This window comes from Phocicoccus pinnipedialis (assembly GCF_903994035.1).
Lineage (GTDB): Bacteria > Bacillota > Bacilli > Staphylococcales > Salinicoccaceae > Phocicoccus > Phocicoccus pinnipedialis.
In genome coordinates this window covers 17,656-34,735 of the sequence record NZ_CAJEWB010000010.1, presented here as the reverse complement: position 1 = coordinate 34,735, position 17,080 = coordinate 17,656, and the positions used below count along the sequence as shown (strand labels likewise).

Annotated in this window: 17 protein-coding genes and 1 other annotated feature; of the genes, 6 read left to right on the top strand and 11 right to left on the bottom strand. The window is 36.9% G+C overall.

The window, feature by feature from the left end; all coding sequences use genetic code 11:
* Window position 1: 1 nt before the first annotated feature.
* From H9D55_RS04445 to H9D55_RS04420, 6 genes are all read right to left on the bottom strand, one after another.
* A complete protein-coding gene (locus H9D55_RS04445) occupies window positions 2-793 on the bottom strand; it encodes a phosphotransferase family protein (protein WP_186077235.1) in 792 nt (263 codons plus the stop codon).
* A 244-nt stretch (window positions 794-1,037) separates the two neighbouring features.
* A complete protein-coding gene (gene dat / locus H9D55_RS04440) occupies window positions 1,038-1,865 on the bottom strand; it encodes a D-amino-acid transaminase (RefSeq protein ID WP_186077233.1) in 828 nt (275 codons plus the stop codon).
* Entirely contained in the window at window positions 1,855-3,267 is a 1,413-nt protein-coding gene (gene pepV / locus H9D55_RS04435; protein ID WP_186077231.1) for a dipeptidase PepV, read from the bottom strand. The genes dat and pepV overlap by 11 nt, the downstream gene beginning before the upstream one ends.
* A 105-nt stretch (window positions 3,268-3,372) precedes the next feature.
* Window positions 3,373-3,987: a hypothetical protein gene (locus H9D55_RS04430; RefSeq protein ID WP_186077229.1), complete on the bottom strand. Its 615-nt coding sequence runs from the start codon at window positions 3,985-3,987 to the stop codon at window positions 3,373-3,375.
* Window positions 3,988-4,066: 79 nt separating this feature from the next.
* Entirely contained in the window at window positions 4,067-4,762 is a 696-nt protein-coding gene (locus H9D55_RS04425; protein ID WP_186077227.1) for a pseudouridine synthase, read from the bottom strand.
* Window positions 4,759-6,393 carry a putative polysaccharide biosynthesis protein gene (locus tag H9D55_RS04420; RefSeq protein WP_186077225.1) on the bottom strand — a complete coding sequence of 545 codons (1,635 nt, stop codon included), beginning with the start codon at window positions 6,391-6,393 and terminating at the stop codon, window positions 4,759-4,761. Before H9D55_RS04420 ends, H9D55_RS04425 begins: the two co-directional genes overlap by 4 nt.
* An 81-nt stretch (window positions 6,394-6,474) precedes the next feature.
* On the opposite strand from H9D55_RS04420, the gene H9D55_RS04415 reads away from it, so the two are divergent.
* Complete coding sequence (locus H9D55_RS04415; RefSeq protein ID WP_186077223.1) at window positions 6,475-7,722, top strand: BaiN/RdsA family NAD(P)/FAD-dependent oxidoreductase; 1,248 nt, start codon at window positions 6,475-6,477, stop codon at window positions 7,720-7,722.
* Between the two features lie 112 nt (window positions 7,723-7,834).
* Here the strand turns inward: H9D55_RS04415 and leuS are convergent, their stop codons facing one another.
* The 3 genes from leuS to H9D55_RS04400 all read right to left on the bottom strand — a co-directional run bounded on the left by leuS (window position 7,835) and on the right by H9D55_RS04400 (window position 12,114).
* The gene (gene leuS, locus H9D55_RS04410; protein WP_186077221.1) at window positions 7,835-10,243 is read right to left on the bottom strand and encodes a leucine--tRNA ligase; all 2,409 of its coding nucleotides are present in this window, start codon (window positions 10,241-10,243) and stop codon (window positions 7,835-7,837) included.
* A gap of 47 nt (window positions 10,244-10,290) precedes the next feature.
* Window positions 10,291-10,468, bottom strand: a binding site (T-box leader).
* Window positions 10,469-10,478: 10 nt separating this feature from the next.
* Window positions 10,479-10,937, bottom strand: a complete 459-nt coding sequence (locus H9D55_RS04405; RefSeq protein WP_186077219.1) for a methylated-DNA--[protein]-cysteine S-methyltransferase — start codon at window positions 10,935-10,937, stop codon at window positions 10,479-10,481.
* Window positions 10,906-12,114 carry an MDR family MFS transporter gene (locus H9D55_RS04400; protein WP_186077217.1) on the bottom strand — a complete coding sequence of 403 codons (1,209 nt, stop codon included), beginning with the start codon at window positions 12,112-12,114 and terminating at the stop codon, window positions 10,906-10,908. Before H9D55_RS04400 ends, H9D55_RS04405 begins: the two co-directional genes overlap by 32 nt.
* 105 nt (window positions 12,115-12,219) lie before the next feature.
* Here H9D55_RS04400 and H9D55_RS04395 point away from each other — a divergent pair, with 105 nt between their 5' ends.
* Window positions 12,220-12,771, top strand: a complete 552-nt coding sequence (locus H9D55_RS04395; RefSeq protein WP_186077216.1) for a tRNA (mnm(5)s(2)U34)-methyltransferase — start codon at window positions 12,220-12,222, stop codon at window positions 12,769-12,771.
* An 18-nt stretch (window positions 12,772-12,789) separates the two neighbouring features.
* On the opposite strand, the gene H9D55_RS04390 is transcribed toward H9D55_RS04395, so the two are convergent.
* Window positions 12,790-13,599, bottom strand: a complete 810-nt coding sequence (locus H9D55_RS04390) for an alpha/beta hydrolase (RefSeq protein ID WP_186077214.1) — start codon at window positions 13,597-13,599, stop codon at window positions 12,790-12,792.
* An 82-nt stretch (window positions 13,600-13,681) separates the two neighbouring features.
* Here H9D55_RS04390 and H9D55_RS04385 point away from each other — a divergent pair, with 82 nt between their 5' ends.
* From H9D55_RS04385 to H9D55_RS04370, 4 genes are read left to right on the top strand one after another with little or no spacing between them, the layout of a single operon-like run.
* Window positions 13,682-14,185 carry a gamma carbonic anhydrase gene (locus tag H9D55_RS04385; RefSeq protein ID WP_186077212.1) on the top strand — a complete coding sequence of 168 codons (504 nt, stop codon included), beginning with the start codon at window positions 13,682-13,684 and terminating at the stop codon, window positions 14,183-14,185.
* Between the two features lie 35 nt (window positions 14,186-14,220).
* On the top strand, window positions 14,221-15,201 hold the full coding sequence (locus tag H9D55_RS04380; RefSeq protein ID WP_186077210.1) for a proline dehydrogenase family protein: 981 nt from the start codon (window positions 14,221-14,223) through the stop codon (window positions 15,199-15,201).
* Between the two features lie 55 nt (window positions 15,202-15,256).
* Entirely contained in the window at window positions 15,257-15,631 is a 375-nt protein-coding gene (locus H9D55_RS04375; protein WP_186077208.1) for a fluoride efflux transporter FluC, read from the top strand.
* The gene (locus H9D55_RS04370) at window positions 15,624-15,983 is read left to right on the top strand and encodes a fluoride efflux transporter FluC (RefSeq protein ID WP_186077206.1); all 360 of its coding nucleotides are present in this window, start codon (window positions 15,624-15,626) and stop codon (window positions 15,981-15,983) included. The genes H9D55_RS04375 and H9D55_RS04370 overlap by 8 nt, the downstream gene beginning before the upstream one ends.
* A gap of 141 nt (window positions 15,984-16,124) precedes the next feature.
* On the opposite strand, the gene H9D55_RS04365 is transcribed toward H9D55_RS04370, so the two are convergent.
* On the bottom strand, window positions 16,125-17,033 hold the full coding sequence (locus tag H9D55_RS04365) for a nuclease-related domain-containing protein (protein ID WP_186077204.1): 909 nt from the start codon (window positions 17,031-17,033) through the stop codon (window positions 16,125-16,127).
* Between the last annotated feature and the right edge of the window lie 47 nt (window positions 17,034-17,080).

Here is a 17,080-nt window from a genome sequence, read left to right as displayed (position 1 = left end):
CTTATACGAATTTATCTTTATTTAAAACATCATTTAGGAAAAGAATCCATTCATTCATTTCTCTGAATCGTTTTCTATCCTCATACCATTGAACCATAGTGATTCCTTGAACAAGCGTGTACCACTTCATACGCTGACGCAAATCAAAATTAAGTGGTCTACCATATTTAGATAACCACTCATCCCATTCTGAAAAATCTACATAAGTATAGAGCACCATGCCTAGGTCAATCGCTGGATCAGCAATCATTGCACCTTCCCAGTCAACTAAGTAGAGTTCGTCTTCATCACTTAATAACCAGTTGTGATGGTTAACGTCCCCATGGCACACTCGACAAAATTCCGCATCAATCTGAGGTACTTTGTTTTCTAAGTACTTAATTGACGAACGGACAATATGGTGAGCATTCACTTTTGGTGAGAGAGAAGTTTGAATTTTATCAAGTAAAAGTTCAGGTAGCATTGGTTTCATACCAAGCTGTTCAAGTGTATTTAACAACTTATTTGAGGAATGAATTTTATTCATAAGTCGTGCAACACGGCTAGAGTTCATTTCAGTTTTCTTAAGTTCACGACCATTTTTCCAATGTTGCGCAGTGACAACTTCGCCTGTTTCTATTCTCTTAGTCCAGACTAGTTGGGGTACAATTCCTTCTACCGATAATGTCGTAATAAAAGGACTCGTATTGCGTTTTAAGAAAAATTTGTCGCCATCAATTTCGGCTTTGTACGCTGACTTTGAAGACCCACCTATTGGATCGAGCGTCCAGCCCAGTTGATAAAAATGGTCCACCGTGTTCACCTCTCTTACTTTCGTTTAAAGAAAAAAAGTGCGCTAAAATCTCAAAAAATTAGCGCAATTTTTGTGTTCGTATATAAATATTATAGTCTTTCTAACTTTAATTCAAGGGCTAAAAAAGAATAGTTTTATAAAACATATGTTAATGCGTACTCATCTACTCTACATACATTTATTTTTACAAGTTTAAACATACGTTAATAAACGTTAATTATCGTTAATCGAATGTATGTTCTTGTTAAATACCCTTTTCAAATGCATCTTGAAGTTTTTTCGTAACTTCTCCCGCTATACCGTCACCAATATTTACTTCATCTACCGATATCACAGGCGTGATTTCTTGAGTTGTTGAGGTAATGAACACCTCGTCTGCCTCTTTAAGAAAGTCTACTGTAAACGCTTCTTCTTTAACAGGAATATCGAGTGCTTGAGCAAGCTTAATCACGTATTGTCTCGTAATTCCGTTAAGAATTAAGTTGTTCGCTTCATGCGTGTGCAGCACACCATCTTTGATTGCGAATACGTTTGTTGATGTTCCTTCTGTCACCCTACCATCGCGGTGCAGAATTGCTTCTGTCGCCCCACTATCTTTCGCTTCTTGTTTTAAAAGTGTGTTTGATAATAAGTTCAGTGATTTGATGTGACATTTCAGCCATCTATAATCATCTCTCGTTACTACTTTAACGCCTTCTCTCATCGCATCTACAGGTCGTTCAATTTTGTTAATAAAAGATAAAACGACTGGCTTCACACCTTCTTTGGGGAATAAGTGTGTACGTCCTTCAATACCACGTGATACCTGGATATACAGTGCAGCGTTTGGTAGCTTATTTTTCTCTTTCATCTGGATCATGATATGTCTGATTTCATCTTTATCGATCTTAATACGAATTTCTTTCGCTGAATTAACTAAGCGCTCTAAGTGTTCTTCAAATGTAAAAATTTCGTTGTCATAAATACGTACTACTTCGTAAACACCGTCTCCGAAATAAACCGCACGGTCATTATAGTCAACTGCAACCTGATCGTCTTCTAAAAATTCACCATTGTAATAACTAATCTTCATTGTTTCCACCTCGAACTAATATTCTGAAGAGCGCCTCTAGGTAAATCGTTGTCGCTAATAGAAGTTCTTCAACTTTCATGCGCTCATTCTTCTGATGCATAGTGTCTAGACTATCTTTAAACATCGCACCAAATGCAACTCCACGTTCCATAACACGTGCGTAGGTTCCACCACCGATTGTAAATGGCTCTGTGTCGTCATCTGTGTATTTACGATAAGATGCGAGCAATGTCTTAACTAATGGATCATTTTTATCAACATAATGTGGCACCATGTGTGTTAAGTTTTCTACTTCAAAGTGATGAATATCTAATTTCTTTTTAAATCCTTCAAGTGCTGCTTTGAAATCAAGTCCTACAGGATAACGTAGGTTCACACCATAGTAGCTCTCTCCGTCATATGCGTACTTTACAACACCTGTATTTACACTAGATTCGCCCATTTCGTTGTGTGTGTAGTTAATGCCAAATTGCTTTCCGTCATAATTATCAACAATAAAGTGATCGCCAAATGCGATAAATTTTAAAGCACGATCATCAATAGTGATTGTTTTAAGGAAATTGTTCAAGAGCATTGCTGCGTTCACACCTTCTCTAGGGGTAGAACCATGCGCACTTTTACCATACATTGTTATAGACACTTCGTTATCTTTTACTTCAAAATCACCCTTTTCTCCAGTATTATTGAGATAGTTTTTAAATGTATTCACGATATCTTCAACGTGTGTTGATTTCAATACAGCTTGAGCACTTTCTGGAACCATATTGTATCTCTCACCTGAATCTATCGATATAAGAACATGATCACCGATTGGTTCGATATCAGATTTAAAAACAAGGTCAAACGTCGTCATTCCTTTTTCACCATAAATAAGTGGAAATTCAGCATCTGGAGCAAACCCTGCACCTGGCATTTCTTCATTTTTGAAATAGACTTTAGTACATTCCCAATCAGATTCTTCGTCTGTACCAATGATCAGTCTGACTCTTTGGTTTAACTCTAGATCTAGATCTTTTAGAATCTTCATTGCATAGTATGCTGCGATTGTTGGTCCTTTATCATCTTGAACACCACGTGCAATTATGTAACCGTCTTTTACTTCAGGAGTAAATGGATCAGTGTCCCAACCGCTGCCTGCTGGTACAACGTCTACGTGCCCTAATATACCAAATAGATCTTTACCTTCACCGAGTTCGATGTGTCCTGCTAAGTTGTCTACAATTTTCGTTACCATGCCATCACGCTCACCTAGTGACAACATGTAAAGAAGCGCATCTTTAGGCCCTTGCCCTACTGGTGCATCTTTTGTACCTTCTGTTCTCACACTATCGATAGATAACAGTCCAAACAGGTCTTCCATAATCTTTGGTTCATATTCTTTTACGATACTTCTAAAGTCCATAATTATCTCCTTTACTTTGTCCATTTATACCAATTATACAAAAACGTCTATTTGAACACAAAAAAACAAGCAGATAATCTGCTTGTTTTTCAATACCATATTATATTATTTGTCATCTGTTACAACGTGGACATTGTAGTTTTCGTCTTTATTGGCTTGATCGTCAACTACGTCAACATCTGCATCTAATGCTTTCTCCTGAACTTTTTTTACTTCACCTTCTGTTAATCCACCCTCATTGGCAAGTGTTTGTTTTTCCACTTTTTCATTTAGGTTAACATCAGTATCTGGTGTCGTATAAGTGTCATCAGATTTGTCTTTTACTTTATCTACTTTAGCTTTAGCTTCTTCTACTTTTACTTTACCTTGTTGTTTTAAATTTTCGAATTCTGCAGTAGCGTTTGCTTTGAACTCTTCAGCTTTTGTTTTAGCATCAGCTTGAACATATTTAGCTTTGTCGACAGCTTTTGATTTAACGTCTTCAGCATAGCCTTTTGGATCGTTTTTCGCTTTTTCAACTTCAGATTTAGCTTGTTCAGATACTTCTTCAGCTTTTTGAGTAGCCATAGATTGAACTGACTTCGCATATCCTTTTGGATCATTTTTCGCTTTTTCCAATTCTTGTTTCACAGCTTCTCTATTTTCAGATAACTTTTTAACTCCTAAGCCTACTGCAAATAACGCACCGACTTTAACAACATTTTTAAAAAAATTCTTCATAATAAATGCACCTCTTAAAGTTTTTAATAATTTGTGACTTAAAGGTTATATACCCAAATATGTGCATTTAATAAACATATTAAATTAATTTTTTTAAAAATTCGAGCTCTTCTTCTGTTAATCGACGGTATTCACCGTAATTTAATGAGGAATTTAGTGCCATGCCACCAAATGATATGCGTTCAAGTTCTATAACTTCGTTTCCTAAATATCTAAACATGCGTTTAACTTGATGGAATTTACCTTCACTAATCGATAGATGAACGACCTTGTCACTAATCTTTTCAGCTTTAGCTGGTTTCGTCGTGAATTCTTTCAACGGAATTCCTGTTTCGAGTTTAACCAAGTCACTTTCACTCACTGGGTTTTTTAACGTACATTTATACGTCTTAAAAATATCTTTTTTCGGATTCAAGAGTTGATACGATAGCTTTCCGTCATTGGTAATGAGTAAAAATCCTGTCGTATCTTTATCTAGACGACCGACTGGAAACAACTCATCACTCTGTGGATGGTGAATGATGTCTATAACGGTCTTTGTTGGACCTTCTTCTGTACTTGATATAACACCTTTCGGCTTGTTAAGTAGAAAATATATCCACTCTTCCAAAATAACGATATTACCGTCGACGGTTACCGTGTTGTTATCATTTACCTTTAAATTGCGATCTTTAACAACTTTGTCATCAACTGTAATTCGTTTTTCTTTAATAAGCCTAGCTACCTCTTTACGTGAACCGAATCCTGCATGAGATAAAAATTTGTCTAATCTCATAGGAATTTCACGCGACGCCTAATTGCGTTTGCGCGTTCTCCCAGTATTTTATCCGCAAGTCCTGATTTAAATGCGAGTATGAAGTACACAATAACTCCTACAGGCACTGCTACTGCCAGTAATGCAACTGATACAGCCCTGTTTGTAACGTCGAAGTTCATCATGAAGATTAAATATACGATTTCAACCGCAAGTAGCATCACAATTCCGTAAAGGAATATGTCAACAAGTGTACTCATAATTTTTCTGAAATGGAACTTGCCGTATTTCTTGATGATAATAAAATTCAGAATTACCCCAATGAAGAGTGCGATGATAGTCGACATCACTGCTCCTACCGTGTAAAACTTCGTAATCATTGGAATATTTAATAATCCTTTTGTTAAAAGTACTGATAAAACTACAAAAACTGTTAAGTTCTGTTTGTCGATTCCCTGTACAATTGACGCTGTCATACTAAAGAGTGAAATAATGATACATACAGGTGCGTAAAACGTTAATATTTTAATTCCCATTTCGTTAAAGCTATAGAACGCTGTGTATAGTGGTGCTGCAAGAATCATCATTCCGATTGCTGCTGGAATAACAAAAAACATCTGCATAACTACCATTGAGCTCACTTGGTTCTCTAAATCATCAAAACGTTTCTGTTGGAAGCTCTTTGTAATGAAAGGCAGTATAGATATTGCAAATGCACTCGCAAGGCCGACTGGAATCATCACGAGTTTTTGTGTCGTGATATTTAACATACCGAACCAAGCATCACGATATTCCTCTGCTACACCAGCAATCGAAAGTGCGTTGTTGTGAGTCAACTGGTCAATGAACATCGTCATTGGGAAAGTAATACCTATGACGATGAAAGGAACAGCGTAAGTAATAATTTCTTTGTACATCGTTTTGTATGACAAGCGAATACCAGTATTATCACTTTCAACTTGTTTATTAATCTGCGGTTTTCTTTTTCTCCAGAAGAAGAATAATACAAGAGCCGCTGAGATTGCAGCAATAAATGCTGCGAATACTGCCACTTGGTTACCTAACTGGATACTTCCACCTAATACTTTGATTGCAACAAATGATCCACCTAAAAGAATTGTGATACGAACGATCTGCTCAACAACTCCGGATACACTTGTTGGACCAAAGCTTTCAAAACCTTGGAAGATACCACGCCAAGTTGCCATGAAAGGAACGACGATTACTGCGAATGAAATCACACGAATAATATTGGTTATATCTTCTTTGTTCCATGCTACTTCTGTGTCAGATTGTGCAATCAGTTGGATGTCTGCGATTAATGGTGCTAAAAACCATAATAATCCAAACACTAAAAATCCACTTGTAACCATCACGACAAGACTGGACTTGTACAGTTTCTCAGATGTTTTAAATGCTCCGAGCGCATTGTATTTCGCTACGAACTTAGATACCGCACCCGGTACCCCAGCTGATGCGACGGATAGCATTATTGTGTACGGCGTATACGCATACCCGTACAATGCTAAGTTTTCCTCGCCACCCATGATGCCGTAAAACGGAATGATGTAAAGCATTCCGAGCAGCTGAGAAATAAATGTGGAAACTGTTAAGAACAAGGTTCCACGATACATTTTATTTTTTTCAGACATGTTTATACCTTCTTACCTATTAATTACTAAGCTATATTATAATAGAAATGTAACTAATTTAAAACTTTAAGGAAGATTCATATGGTACACACTGTTGTAATAGGTGGCGGAGTAAGCGGTTTAATGGCTGCTGTCACTGCAAGTAAAAATAAAAAAGAAACAATTTTAATAGAGAAGAACAAAAACCTTGGACGCAAGCTTTTAATATCCGGTGGAGGTCGATGTAACGTGACGAACCGTTTGCCTTATGAGGAAATCATTAAACACATTCCAGGAAATGGTAAGTTTTTATATGGTCCTTTCTCTGTATTCGATAACGAGGATATTATTGAGTTTATTGAGTCACGTGGTGTGAAATTGAAGGAAGAGGATCACGGTCGTATGTTTCCTGTTTCGAATAAAGCGAAAGATGTACTTCAAGTCTTTTTAGATGAATTAGATAAAAACAATGTCGACATCCGCTTTAACACGGTTGTGGAATCGATTGTCGTCGAAGACGGTACTATTAAAGGCGTTCGTTTAGAGTCAGGTGAGATGATGTATGCTGAAAATGTGATCGTGACTACTGGTGGGCGTAGTGTGCCGAAGACTGGCTCAACTGGAGACGGACATAAATTTGCTAAATCGTGTGGTCACTCAGTGACCAAATTATTCCCAACGGAAGTGTCGATATGCTCAGATGAACCGTTTATTAAGAATGAAATACTTAAAGGTTTGTCATTGAAAGACATTGCTCTATCTGTTTTAAAGAAGAATGGTAAGCCTAGAATCACGCATCAGATGGATATGATTTTTACACATTTTGGTGTCAGTGGTCCTGCTGCACTACGGTGTTCACAGTTTGTTTTGAAAGAGCAAGAATCACAGAATCGAGACGATATCACTATGATGATTGATTTTTATCCGGAAAAAACTGCTGGTGAATTGTTAGAAGAACTCGACAAACTTGTTAAAGAAAATAAAGACAAGTCTATTAAAAATATTTTAAAACCACTTGGTCAGCAACGTCTCATTGACTTTATGGTTCACCATTTAGGTATTAATGAAACAACTAATGGCCATAATTTAAGCAATGAAGATAAAAGAAAAATCATAGATTTCTTGAAATCATTTAGGTTTACGGTGAACGGAACACAATCAATTGAAAAGTCGTTTGTAACGGGAGGCGGCGTGAACTTAAAAGAGATCACACCAAAGACTATGGAAAGTAAAATAGTGAAAGGACTACATTTTGCGGGGGAAGTCCTTGATATTCATGGATATACAGGTGGATATAATATTACGAGTGCACTTGTCACTGGGCACGTTGCAGGTCTGCATTGTTGCTAATTTATTTTGAAATTTTTAGTGCCAAGATCAGATATAAAACAATTAAAACAAAAGAGCACCCGCCTGGGTTAAGTTTAACCTTAACCCAGGCGGGTGCGTGTCTTTTATCTGTTTAGTTTGCAACGATGTTAACAAGTTTGCCTGGTACGACAATGACTTTGCGCACTGTCTTTCCTTCGATTTCTGCTTTAACATCCTCGTGGTTAAATGCAATTTCTTCTACTTCTTCTTTAGATAAATCCGCAGCCATCATAATTCTTGCTTTTGGTTTTCCTAAAACTTGAACTAAAATTTCTACTTCATCGTCTTTAGTCTTATCTTCATCATAAATTGGCCACGCTTCGTAAGTGACTGTATCTGTGCCACCAAGTTTGCTCCAAAGTTCTTCAGCAATATGTGGAACGACTGGAGATAACATTTGTACCAGTCCTCTTACATAATCGATATTTATTTTATCCTGTTTATAAGCATCGTTTACGAACACCATCATCGCTGAGATTGCTGTGTTGAAGTGTAAGTTCTCGAAGTCTTCTGTGACCTTCTTAACCATCAAATTGTAAGATTTTTCGAGTTCTTTTGTTTCTTCCTCTACAATTGAAGGTTTAACATTCCCTTGTTCGTCAATGATTAGTCTCCAAACACGATCAAGGAAACGACGTGATCCATCTACGCCGTTTGTAGTCCAGGCTACCGAGGCATCAAGTGGTCCCATGAACATTTCGTATAGGCGTAATGTGTCTGCACCATGTGTTTGGTTGATGTCATCTGGGTTTACTACGTTACCTTTAGACTTAGACATTTTTTCATTACCTTCACCTAGAATCATCCCTTGGTTAAAGAGTTTTTGGAATGGCTCTTTTGTCGGGACTACTCCTATGTCGTAAAGGAACTTATGCCAAAAACGTGCATATAGTAAGTGAAGTACTGCGTGCTCCGCTCCACCGATGTATAGATCAACTGGTAGCCAGTTCTCTAGCTTGAATTTATCAGCAAGCGCTTCATCGTTATGTGGGTCAATAAATCTAAGGTAGTACCAACATGATCCTGCCCATTGTGGCATTGTATTCGTTTCACGACGTCCTTTGACACCGTCTTGACGTACAACGTTCACCCACTCTTCGTTGTTTGCAAGTGGTGATTCTCCTGTGCCTGATGGTTTGATTTCTGTCATTACTGGTAGTTTAAGAGGCAACTCGCTCTCGTCAAGCGCCGTTGTTGTGCCGTCTTCCCAATGAATGATTGGAATTGGTTCACCCCAGTATCTCTGTCTTGAGAATAGCCAGTCACGTAATTTATAGGTTGTTTTCTTCTCGCCGAAATTGTTTTCTTCCATAATTTCGATTGCTTTTTCGATTGCTGCTTCTTTGTCTAATCCGTTAAGTTCGCCAGAGTTTATGTGTGGGCCTTCTCCAACATATGGAAGTTCTTCTCCACCTTCAACAACGCGTTTAATTGGTAGATCGTATTTATTAGCAAATTCATAGTCACGGTCATCGTGAGCTGGAACTGCCATGATCGCACCTGTACCGTAGCTTACAAGAACGTAGTCTGCAACGAAAACAGGCATCTTTTCACCGTTGAATGGGTTAATTGCAAATGCACCTGTCCATACACCCGTTTTGTCTTTTTGCAGTTCAGTACGCTCAAGATCTGATTTATGAGCAGCCTTTTCTATATACGCTAAAACTTCAGCACGTTGTGCGTCAGTTGTAATTTCTTCAACTAATTTGTGCTCTGGAGCAAGTACAGCGTATGTTGCCCCGTAAATTGTGTCGGGACGCGTTGTAAATGCTGTAAATGATTTATCTGTATCTTCAATTTTGAAATCGATGTTCGCACCTTCAGATTTACCAATCCAGTTACGCTGCATATCTTTTAATGACTCTGGCCAATCAAGGTCTTCTAAATCTTCTAGTAAACGCTCAGCATACTCAGTGATTCTTAAAATCCACTGCCTCATCGGTTTACGCACAACTGGGTGTCCACCACGCTCAGATAATCCGTCAATAACTTCTTCATTCGCAAGCACAGTTCCAAGTGCTTCACACCAGTTCACAGGTACTTCATCGACATAAGCGAGACCTTTTTCATAGAGTTTTAAAAAGATCCATTGTGTCCACTTGTAGTAGCTTGGATCTGTCGTATCTACTTCACGATCCCAGTCATATGAAAGCCCGAGTTCTTTAATTTGACGTCTAAAGTTATCAATATTTAACTGGTTAAACTCATGGATATCGTTACCCGTGTCAATTGCGTATTGCTCAGCAGGTAATCCAAATGCGTCCCACCCCATTGGGTGCATTACGTTGTAACCTTTCATTCGCTTATAGCGTGCGATAATATCAGTCGCTGTGTATCCTTTTGGATGTCCAACGTGTAGCCCGGCTCCTGACGGATATGGGAACATGTCTAAAACATAAAACTTTTCTTTGTTAAAGTCAGCGTCATCTGTTTTGAACGTTTTGTTTTCGTCCCAGTACGCTTGCCATTTCTTTTCAATTTCACGATGGTTAAATGACATACTATTTTCCTCCTATATAAAAATAAAAAATCCCATTGTCAAAAAGACAATGGGACGATCTATAGACCGCGGTACCACCCGCATTCACTTTAAATAAGTGCAACTTCATTGATAAGATTTTAATTTTAATTGGACAAGTTCACTTAATTTCACTGTTAGTTTGCACCGACCACTAACTCTCTAAAAGTTTCTTTAAAGTTACTACTTCCTATTCAGTAATTATAAGTTAATAATACTACTTTTGCAACTCAATATCTTCTAGATTTAAAAGATGACGTTTCATGTCTAGTCCAGAGCTATATCCACCAAGTCCACCCGATGATTCAATGACTCTATGACATGGTACTATGATTGACAATGGGTTCTTACCATTTGCGTTAGCCACTGCTCTTGAGTGTTTCTCTGTTCGAACTCGTTTAGCAAGTTCTTTATACGAAATAACTTCCCCATAAGGAATTTGTCTTAACGCATCCCATACTTCTTGTTGAAACGGCGTTCCGTAGTCATAGTTAATCGGAAAGTCGAACGCTCTTCTCTTCCCCTCAAAATATTCATTGAGCTGTTTGGCGCATTCCTCAATGACTTCGTCCGTGTCATCTGTTGGATTGTTCTCTGTTCTTTTTATCCAAATAATTGCGCCGTCCTTAGATTCTATTTCATAATTACCCGCTGTGAACTGCTTTACCGCCTTCATTTAATTCACCCTTAATATTTCTATCGAATATCGCAATAAAGTAATATCCGATGATCAGTATGCCTACGATTAATATAAATAATACTCTCATATTGAATAAATCTACAGTAATACCACCTATTAATGGTCCAATCGCACGTCCTAGGGTCGCTGTTGAATTTACAATACCTTGATAAGCCCCTTGCTTACCAATTGGTGCAAGCTGGTTCGCAATCGTTGGAACAGCTGGCCACACAAACATTTCACCAAACGTTAAGATCATCATACCGACTAAAAATCCTGTAAACGATGATTGGAATGCTGTAAAGATAAACGACACAATCATAAGTGATAGTCCGATGTACATTTGAATTTTTAAGTTGTCATAGAAGCGTCGAATAATCGGTGCAATAACAGGTTGTCCAAGAACAATGAGTAAACCATTTACTGTCCAAATCAAACCATATTGGCTAAGAGAAATATCCAGTGACTGAATATAAGTAGATAGCGTTGTAATCCACTGAACATAACCGGTCCATGCAAGGAAGAACATCACACAAATTGTAAGAAGTGCGTAGAAATATCTTTTTTGTCTTTCAGTATTGAGCTGAATCGTTTCAGGCATCGTTGCTGTAACTTTATCTCTTCCATCATATTTAAATTGAGTGGATGCAATCACTAAAAACACGACGAATAAAATCAAGTTACCATAGAATATAAACTCGATATTCACTTCTGCAATAAAACCAGCTACTGCTGTACCGATAGATACCCCTAAATTCTGCGCTAGATATATAGCATTAAATGTTTTACGACCACCTTCAGGCCACACGACACCTGCCATCGCAAAAATTGCTGGCGTAATCATACCATTACCTAAGCCATTTAATATCATAAATACTGCATAAAACGGCCAATCATGAAGTAAAACTAGTCCTACAAGTGAGACAAATGTGATGATTGCACCGGTCATCACTGTTTTGTATCCGCCTACTTTATCGAATAAACGGCCTCCATACATGCTCCCTACCATAGTAAGTAACGAGTTAAGCATTAAAACTATTCCCGCAGTGGTAAGCGATTGACCGAGATATTTGGACATAAAAATTGTATGCATCGGCCATAGGAAACTCATTCCTATAAAATTTATTGCCATACCAATAACGAGTACCCAAACTTTCTTAGGCATATTTAACATGATGTGACCCCCCATATATTAATGAATTAATTATAGGCGAATGTATAATAGATATATATAGGTTTTAAAGTAGTCCGAATATTAAATTTTGTAGGAGAATTTAAAATGTTAGATAGCGTTTTAGAAGCTGGTAAAAAATATGCATCAGAGATACTAGAACCGGGAGATATCGCCATTGATGCGACGCTCGGAAACGGTCATGATACCGTCTTCTTATCGAAATTAAATAAACTTAAGAAGATCTATGGGTTCGATATTCAAGAGACCGCAATCGAATCGACGAAAAATAATCTCTCAAGTATCGCCACAACTGAGGTTGAACTCATTTTAGACGGCCATGAAAATGTTAAAAATTATGTACAAGACACAGTAAAAGTCGCGTTTTTTAACTTGGGATATTTACCTAGTGGAGATAAGAACATCACTACTCTGCCCGAAACAACACTTAGCGCAATTAGCAGTATTACTGAGTTGTTAGCAAAGAGAGGAAGAATCATCATCACTGTGTATCACGGTCATGATAATGGAAAGATTGAAAGAGACGCTCTTCTTAAGTATGTATCAGAACTTGATCAAAAACAGTTCAATGTATTGCAGTACCAATTTATTAACCAAAAAAATAATGCGCCTTTCCTAATTGTGATTGAGAAAAAATAAAAGGATGAATCATTTGATTCATCCTTTTATGTTATATCCAATGTAAAATAACTGATCATCTAAAAATCTCATAAGATAATATAGTGGTGTCTCTGTATCTTCACGCTGGAAGATGCTATGCTCAACATCAGATAATTTTACAGAATAATAATAACTCATTCTGAGTTGTCTCATCAATCTCATTGATTGTCTGACATCTATGATGTCGTTTTCCTCACTATACATCACAAGAACAGGGGTATCTTTAACTTCATCAATATTCTCTCGCATTTCTTTCATTTCAAGTAATACACTTTGATACCAACTGTAGCTCACTTCACGCACCAGAAGATCATCCGATTGGTAGTGTTCTAAATAGTTTTTATCTGTTGTAAAACTTTGCTCATCAAAACCGAGTTTAAACCTTGCTTCATCACTCGTCATTCGAATACTTGATTTGAGAAGATTTTTACGGTTCATAAATGATTGTTTAAATGTGAGCAACGGATTTAATAGAACTGCACCATCTATGTTAGTCGCTTCTTTTCTCATCAACTCTAATACAATTAAAGCGCCTAATCCTTGCCCAATCACAAAAGTAGGAAGTCCGTATTCTTCAACGATGTCCACCCACTCTTTTATACGTTCTGTATATTGACTGAATGATTTAATGTGACCTTTATTGATACGAGTCGTCTGGCCTGCACCAGGCAAATCCCCCATCAAACAATGATATCCTTGCTTATTTAGATCACTGATTAGCTTCAAATAGTATTCATGGTGTTCCATCATGTCATGTACAATTACAACGGCACCTTTAGGAGTTAAGTCTGTCTCCCATTTCCACATATATTTTTCTCCTTACAAATTAAAGTAAATTTGATATGATAAAGTTAAGTATAACAGTATTGTGTAAGGAGTTCGATGTCAAATGATAATTGACTATAGAGGTCATGTTCCTAAAATTCATAGTAGTGCTTTTATAGCACCTAATGCTACAATAATTGGGGACGTAGAAATAGGTCAACATAGTTCTGTTTGGTTCGGAACTTGTATTCGAGGGGATATAGCACCCGTTCGTATCGGAGATTATACTAATATCCAAGATCTTACAGTTATACACCAGTCTCCTGATATGCCACTTACTCTTGAGGATAACGTCACAATTGGACATAGAGTTACTCTTCATAGTTGTACAGTTAAAAAAGGTGCTCTAGTTGGTATGGACTCAACAGTACTAGACGGCGCAATCATTCACGAAGGTGCTTATGTTGGTGCAGGTTCTTTAGTTACAGGCAGAACCGAAATTCCACCAAATACACTCGCTTTCGGAAGACCCGCGCGAGTCATACGAGAATTAACCGATGAAGACAAGTTAGAAATGAAGCGAATTAATGAGACTTATGTGAATCACATTCCACATTACAAAGGGTAAAAAAAGCGATTATTAAGCTATTGGAGGAAGTAGTAATGCCAGTATTAAGAGATTTATTTATCAAGTTATCAGAGATTAAACCAATCAACGATGCATCTAAACAAATGGGGTTAAGATTTGGTGCTCAAAAAGTGGTTGGTGGAATCACAACAGAAGACGCAGTTAAGAAAATCCAAGAATTAAACAATAAAGGAATGAGCGTGACTTTCGATAACTTAGGTGAATTCATTACAGAACGTTCTGAAGCAAATATAGAAAAAGACAAAATCATTGAAATGATTAAAGCTTCAAATCAAGCAAAAATCAATGCACACCTTTCTGTAAAATTAACTCAGATAGGACTAAACATTGATTACGATTTTGCTTTAGAAAACATTCGTGAAATAATGAAGGCTGCTAAAGAAGCAAACATGTTTGTTAACCTAGACATGGAGAGCTATCCAAAGAAAGTCGAGACTATGAAGATTCTCGACGAGCTTTTAAAAGAATACGATAACGTTGGTACGGTTATTCAAGCGTATCTTTTTGATAGTCCACAAGACGTATTAAAATATAAAGATGTTAGACTTCGTATAGTTAAGGGTGCATACAAAGAACCAGGAAACATTGCGTATCAAGACAAAACAGATATCGATAAAAGCTTCTTTGAACTCATTAAAGCACATCTAACTAATGGAACTGGATTCACATCTATTGCAACCCATGACCATAACATCATCAATAAAGTTAAAGCATTTGTTAAAGAAAACAACATTAGCAATGACAAGTTTGAATTCCAAATGTTATATGGCTTTAGAACAGAATATCAACACGAGCTTGTTAAAGAAGGTTATAACTTCTGCGTTTATCTCCCATATGGTCCAGACTGGTACGCATACTTCATGAGAAGAATAGCGGAAAGACCACAAAATATTAATCTAGTAGTGAAATCAGTCACTACAAGCAAGAGATTCCAATACGGCGCAGTTGCTGCACTATCACTTCTTGGCGCACTCTTCTTACGTAAGCGTAAATAATTAAACAAATGGAATTAGAAGGTGTGCAAAGTTTGCACACCTTTATTTGTTAGGAGTGACTCTCATAAATAATCGATATCTACTTATATTTATAGGTGCCATTATCGGTGCTTCCCTCAGAATGATCATGAATTACGGGATGATGGGAATTAATCTTCCCTACTTATCTAGTACGTTTATTGTAAACATGGCTGGTTCTTTCTTTATAGGACTTGCCTATATGAAACTTAAAAGCAAAAACGCACAGTTTCTATTTATCACAGGATTGCTCGGAACGTTTACGTCGTTTTCTGCACTCACGATGGAGCTGTATTTCGGTCTTTATACGAGCCAATTCTTATTCTTTGTTATTTATCTTGCATTAAATATGTTAGGCGGACTCATCATGGTTTACCTCGGTGCTAAGATAGGAGGAAAGAAATATGAGTAATATGTTTCTGACAATAATTGCTGCAGGAATCGGTGCGATTGCGCGTGATATGGTTAGTGAGATAATGGATGGTAATAGTAAGTTTGGCACGAACGGTATAAAATTTGTAAACTACACAGGAGCTTTCCTGATGGGTGTCGCTGCCCAGATTTTTCTCTTAAACAGCAGTATTTACACACTTGTTACTGCTGGATTTTTAGGTGGTTTCACGACATTCTCAACATTTGCCCTACATCAATTTAGATTATTAGAAGATAAAGATTTCAGTAGATTTTTAAAATATACAGGTCAAACATTTTTCTTTACCCTCATCTTATTTGCGCTCGGTATGATCATTGGTGGCATATTCTAAAGTTTGAAACCAGTGGTTTAACATTATAGTTAGAATGCAAACAAACATTGAGAAAAACGTCCGGATATTAACCTTAAACACAGTTAAATAAATATTATGAAAAAAAGCTATCTCTTTTAAAGAGATAGCCTTTTTTATATGTTACGGATTTAAGCTTAGTAAGCGATCCGCTATTTCATCCAGGTCTTTAACCGTATATTGGAAACGTCCTTGGAATACATGTTTATTAAAGTATTCTTCTAATTGTTCTGGTCCAACTAATACTTTAGCCGATGAGTCCGTTGAGTAGTTCATAATCGTATGACCACCATTATCTTTTGGATTAAAGTAAATAATTGGTACAACATCAAACTGAAGTTTTAATACATTACGTAATTTTTCCGCCGTAAGCTTAGTCTCTTCAATCGTCTCATTATAGTAGTTCACAGATACTTTTTTGTCGTCATCTTTTTCAAAAATTAATGTCTGTTCTTGTCTTTCATCTAAATCAAGTAGTTGGAAGATTCCTTCTAGATATGGAATTTCGTCGAATTGATCTTCAGTCATACCGTGTAAAATGTGCCCTCTCCAATACTTCGAATCGATTAAGTAAAGACCTGTTCTCGTTAGTACTAAATGATCAATCTTACGAGTATTCGTATAGTTTCTTGATGGAAGATAGATGTTAGACAAAATATACATATCCGACTCTCTAATTCTCTCTTCGGTCACTAACTTATTTTTAAAGTTCAGTAAAAGAAGATCAGTTAAGTATTCACCTTGGTCTACAGTAAATTGCTGTACACTAGATAACTTATTGTTTAAAAGCGTTGTATCAGTTACATAACGTTCGTTCATTTCTGAAATTTCTTTTTTATGTGAAAGTCTTGCTTCTTCTTCCTCTTTTTCGTACTTAGAGACGATATCATTACGTTCTTTCGTATAACGATCTTCAACCTGTTTCACTTCGTTGCGGTGCTTTACGTAGTAAATTAAAAATAGAATTAATAGAATTAATAACAACGCAGAAACTGCAATGAAAAATGGATTTGTGAAGATTTCTGTTGACATAAATACTCACTCATTTCTTCTTTTCAATACATTAATTATACCAAAAT

Coding starts and splice junctions, on each gene's coding strand:
- dat (WP_186077233.1), bottom strand. CDS start 1,865: ATGAAGATTAGTTATTACAATGGTGAATTTTTAGAAGACGATCAGGTT.
- pepV (WP_186077231.1), bottom strand. CDS start 3,267: ATGGACTTTAGAAGTATCGTAAAAGAATATGAACCAAAGATTATGGAA.
- H9D55_RS04430 (WP_186077229.1), bottom strand. CDS start 3,987: ATGAAGAATTTTTTTAAAAATGTTGTTAAAGTCGGTGCGTTATTTGCA.
- H9D55_RS04425 (WP_186077227.1), bottom strand. CDS start 4,762: ATGAGATTAGACAAATTTTTATCTCATGCAGGATTCGGTTCACGTAAA.
- H9D55_RS04420 (WP_186077225.1), bottom strand. CDS start 6,393: ATGTCTGAAAAAAATAAAATGTATCGTGGAACCTTGTTCTTAACAGTT.
- H9D55_RS04415 (WP_186077223.1), top strand. CDS start 6,475: ATGGTACACACTGTTGTAATAGGTGGCGGAGTAAGCGGTTTAATGGCT.
- leuS (WP_186077221.1), bottom strand. CDS start 10,243: ATGTCATTTAACCATCGTGAAATTGAAAAGAAATGGCAAGCGTACTGG.
- H9D55_RS04405 (WP_186077219.1), bottom strand. CDS start 10,937: ATGAAGGCGGTAAAGCAGTTCACAGCGGGTAATTATGAAATAGAATCT.
- H9D55_RS04400 (WP_186077217.1), bottom strand. CDS start 12,114: ATGTTAAATATGCCTAAGAAAGTTTGGGTACTCGTTATTGGTATGGCA.
- H9D55_RS04395 (WP_186077216.1), top strand. CDS start 12,220: ATGTTAGATAGCGTTTTAGAAGCTGGTAAAAAATATGCATCAGAGATA.
- H9D55_RS04390 (WP_186077214.1), bottom strand. CDS start 13,599: ATGTGGAAATGGGAGACAGACTTAACTCCTAAAGGTGCCGTTGTAATT.
- H9D55_RS04385 (WP_186077212.1), top strand. CDS start 13,682: ATGATAATTGACTATAGAGGTCATGTTCCTAAAATTCATAGTAGTGCT.
- H9D55_RS04380 (WP_186077210.1), top strand. CDS start 14,221: ATGCCAGTATTAAGAGATTTATTTATCAAGTTATCAGAGATTAAACCA.
- H9D55_RS04370 (WP_186077206.1), top strand. CDS start 15,624: ATGAGTAATATGTTTCTGACAATAATTGCTGCAGGAATCGGTGCGATT.
- H9D55_RS04365 (WP_186077204.1), bottom strand. CDS start 17,033: ATGTCAACAGAAATCTTCACAAATCCATTTTTCATTGCAGTTTCTGCG.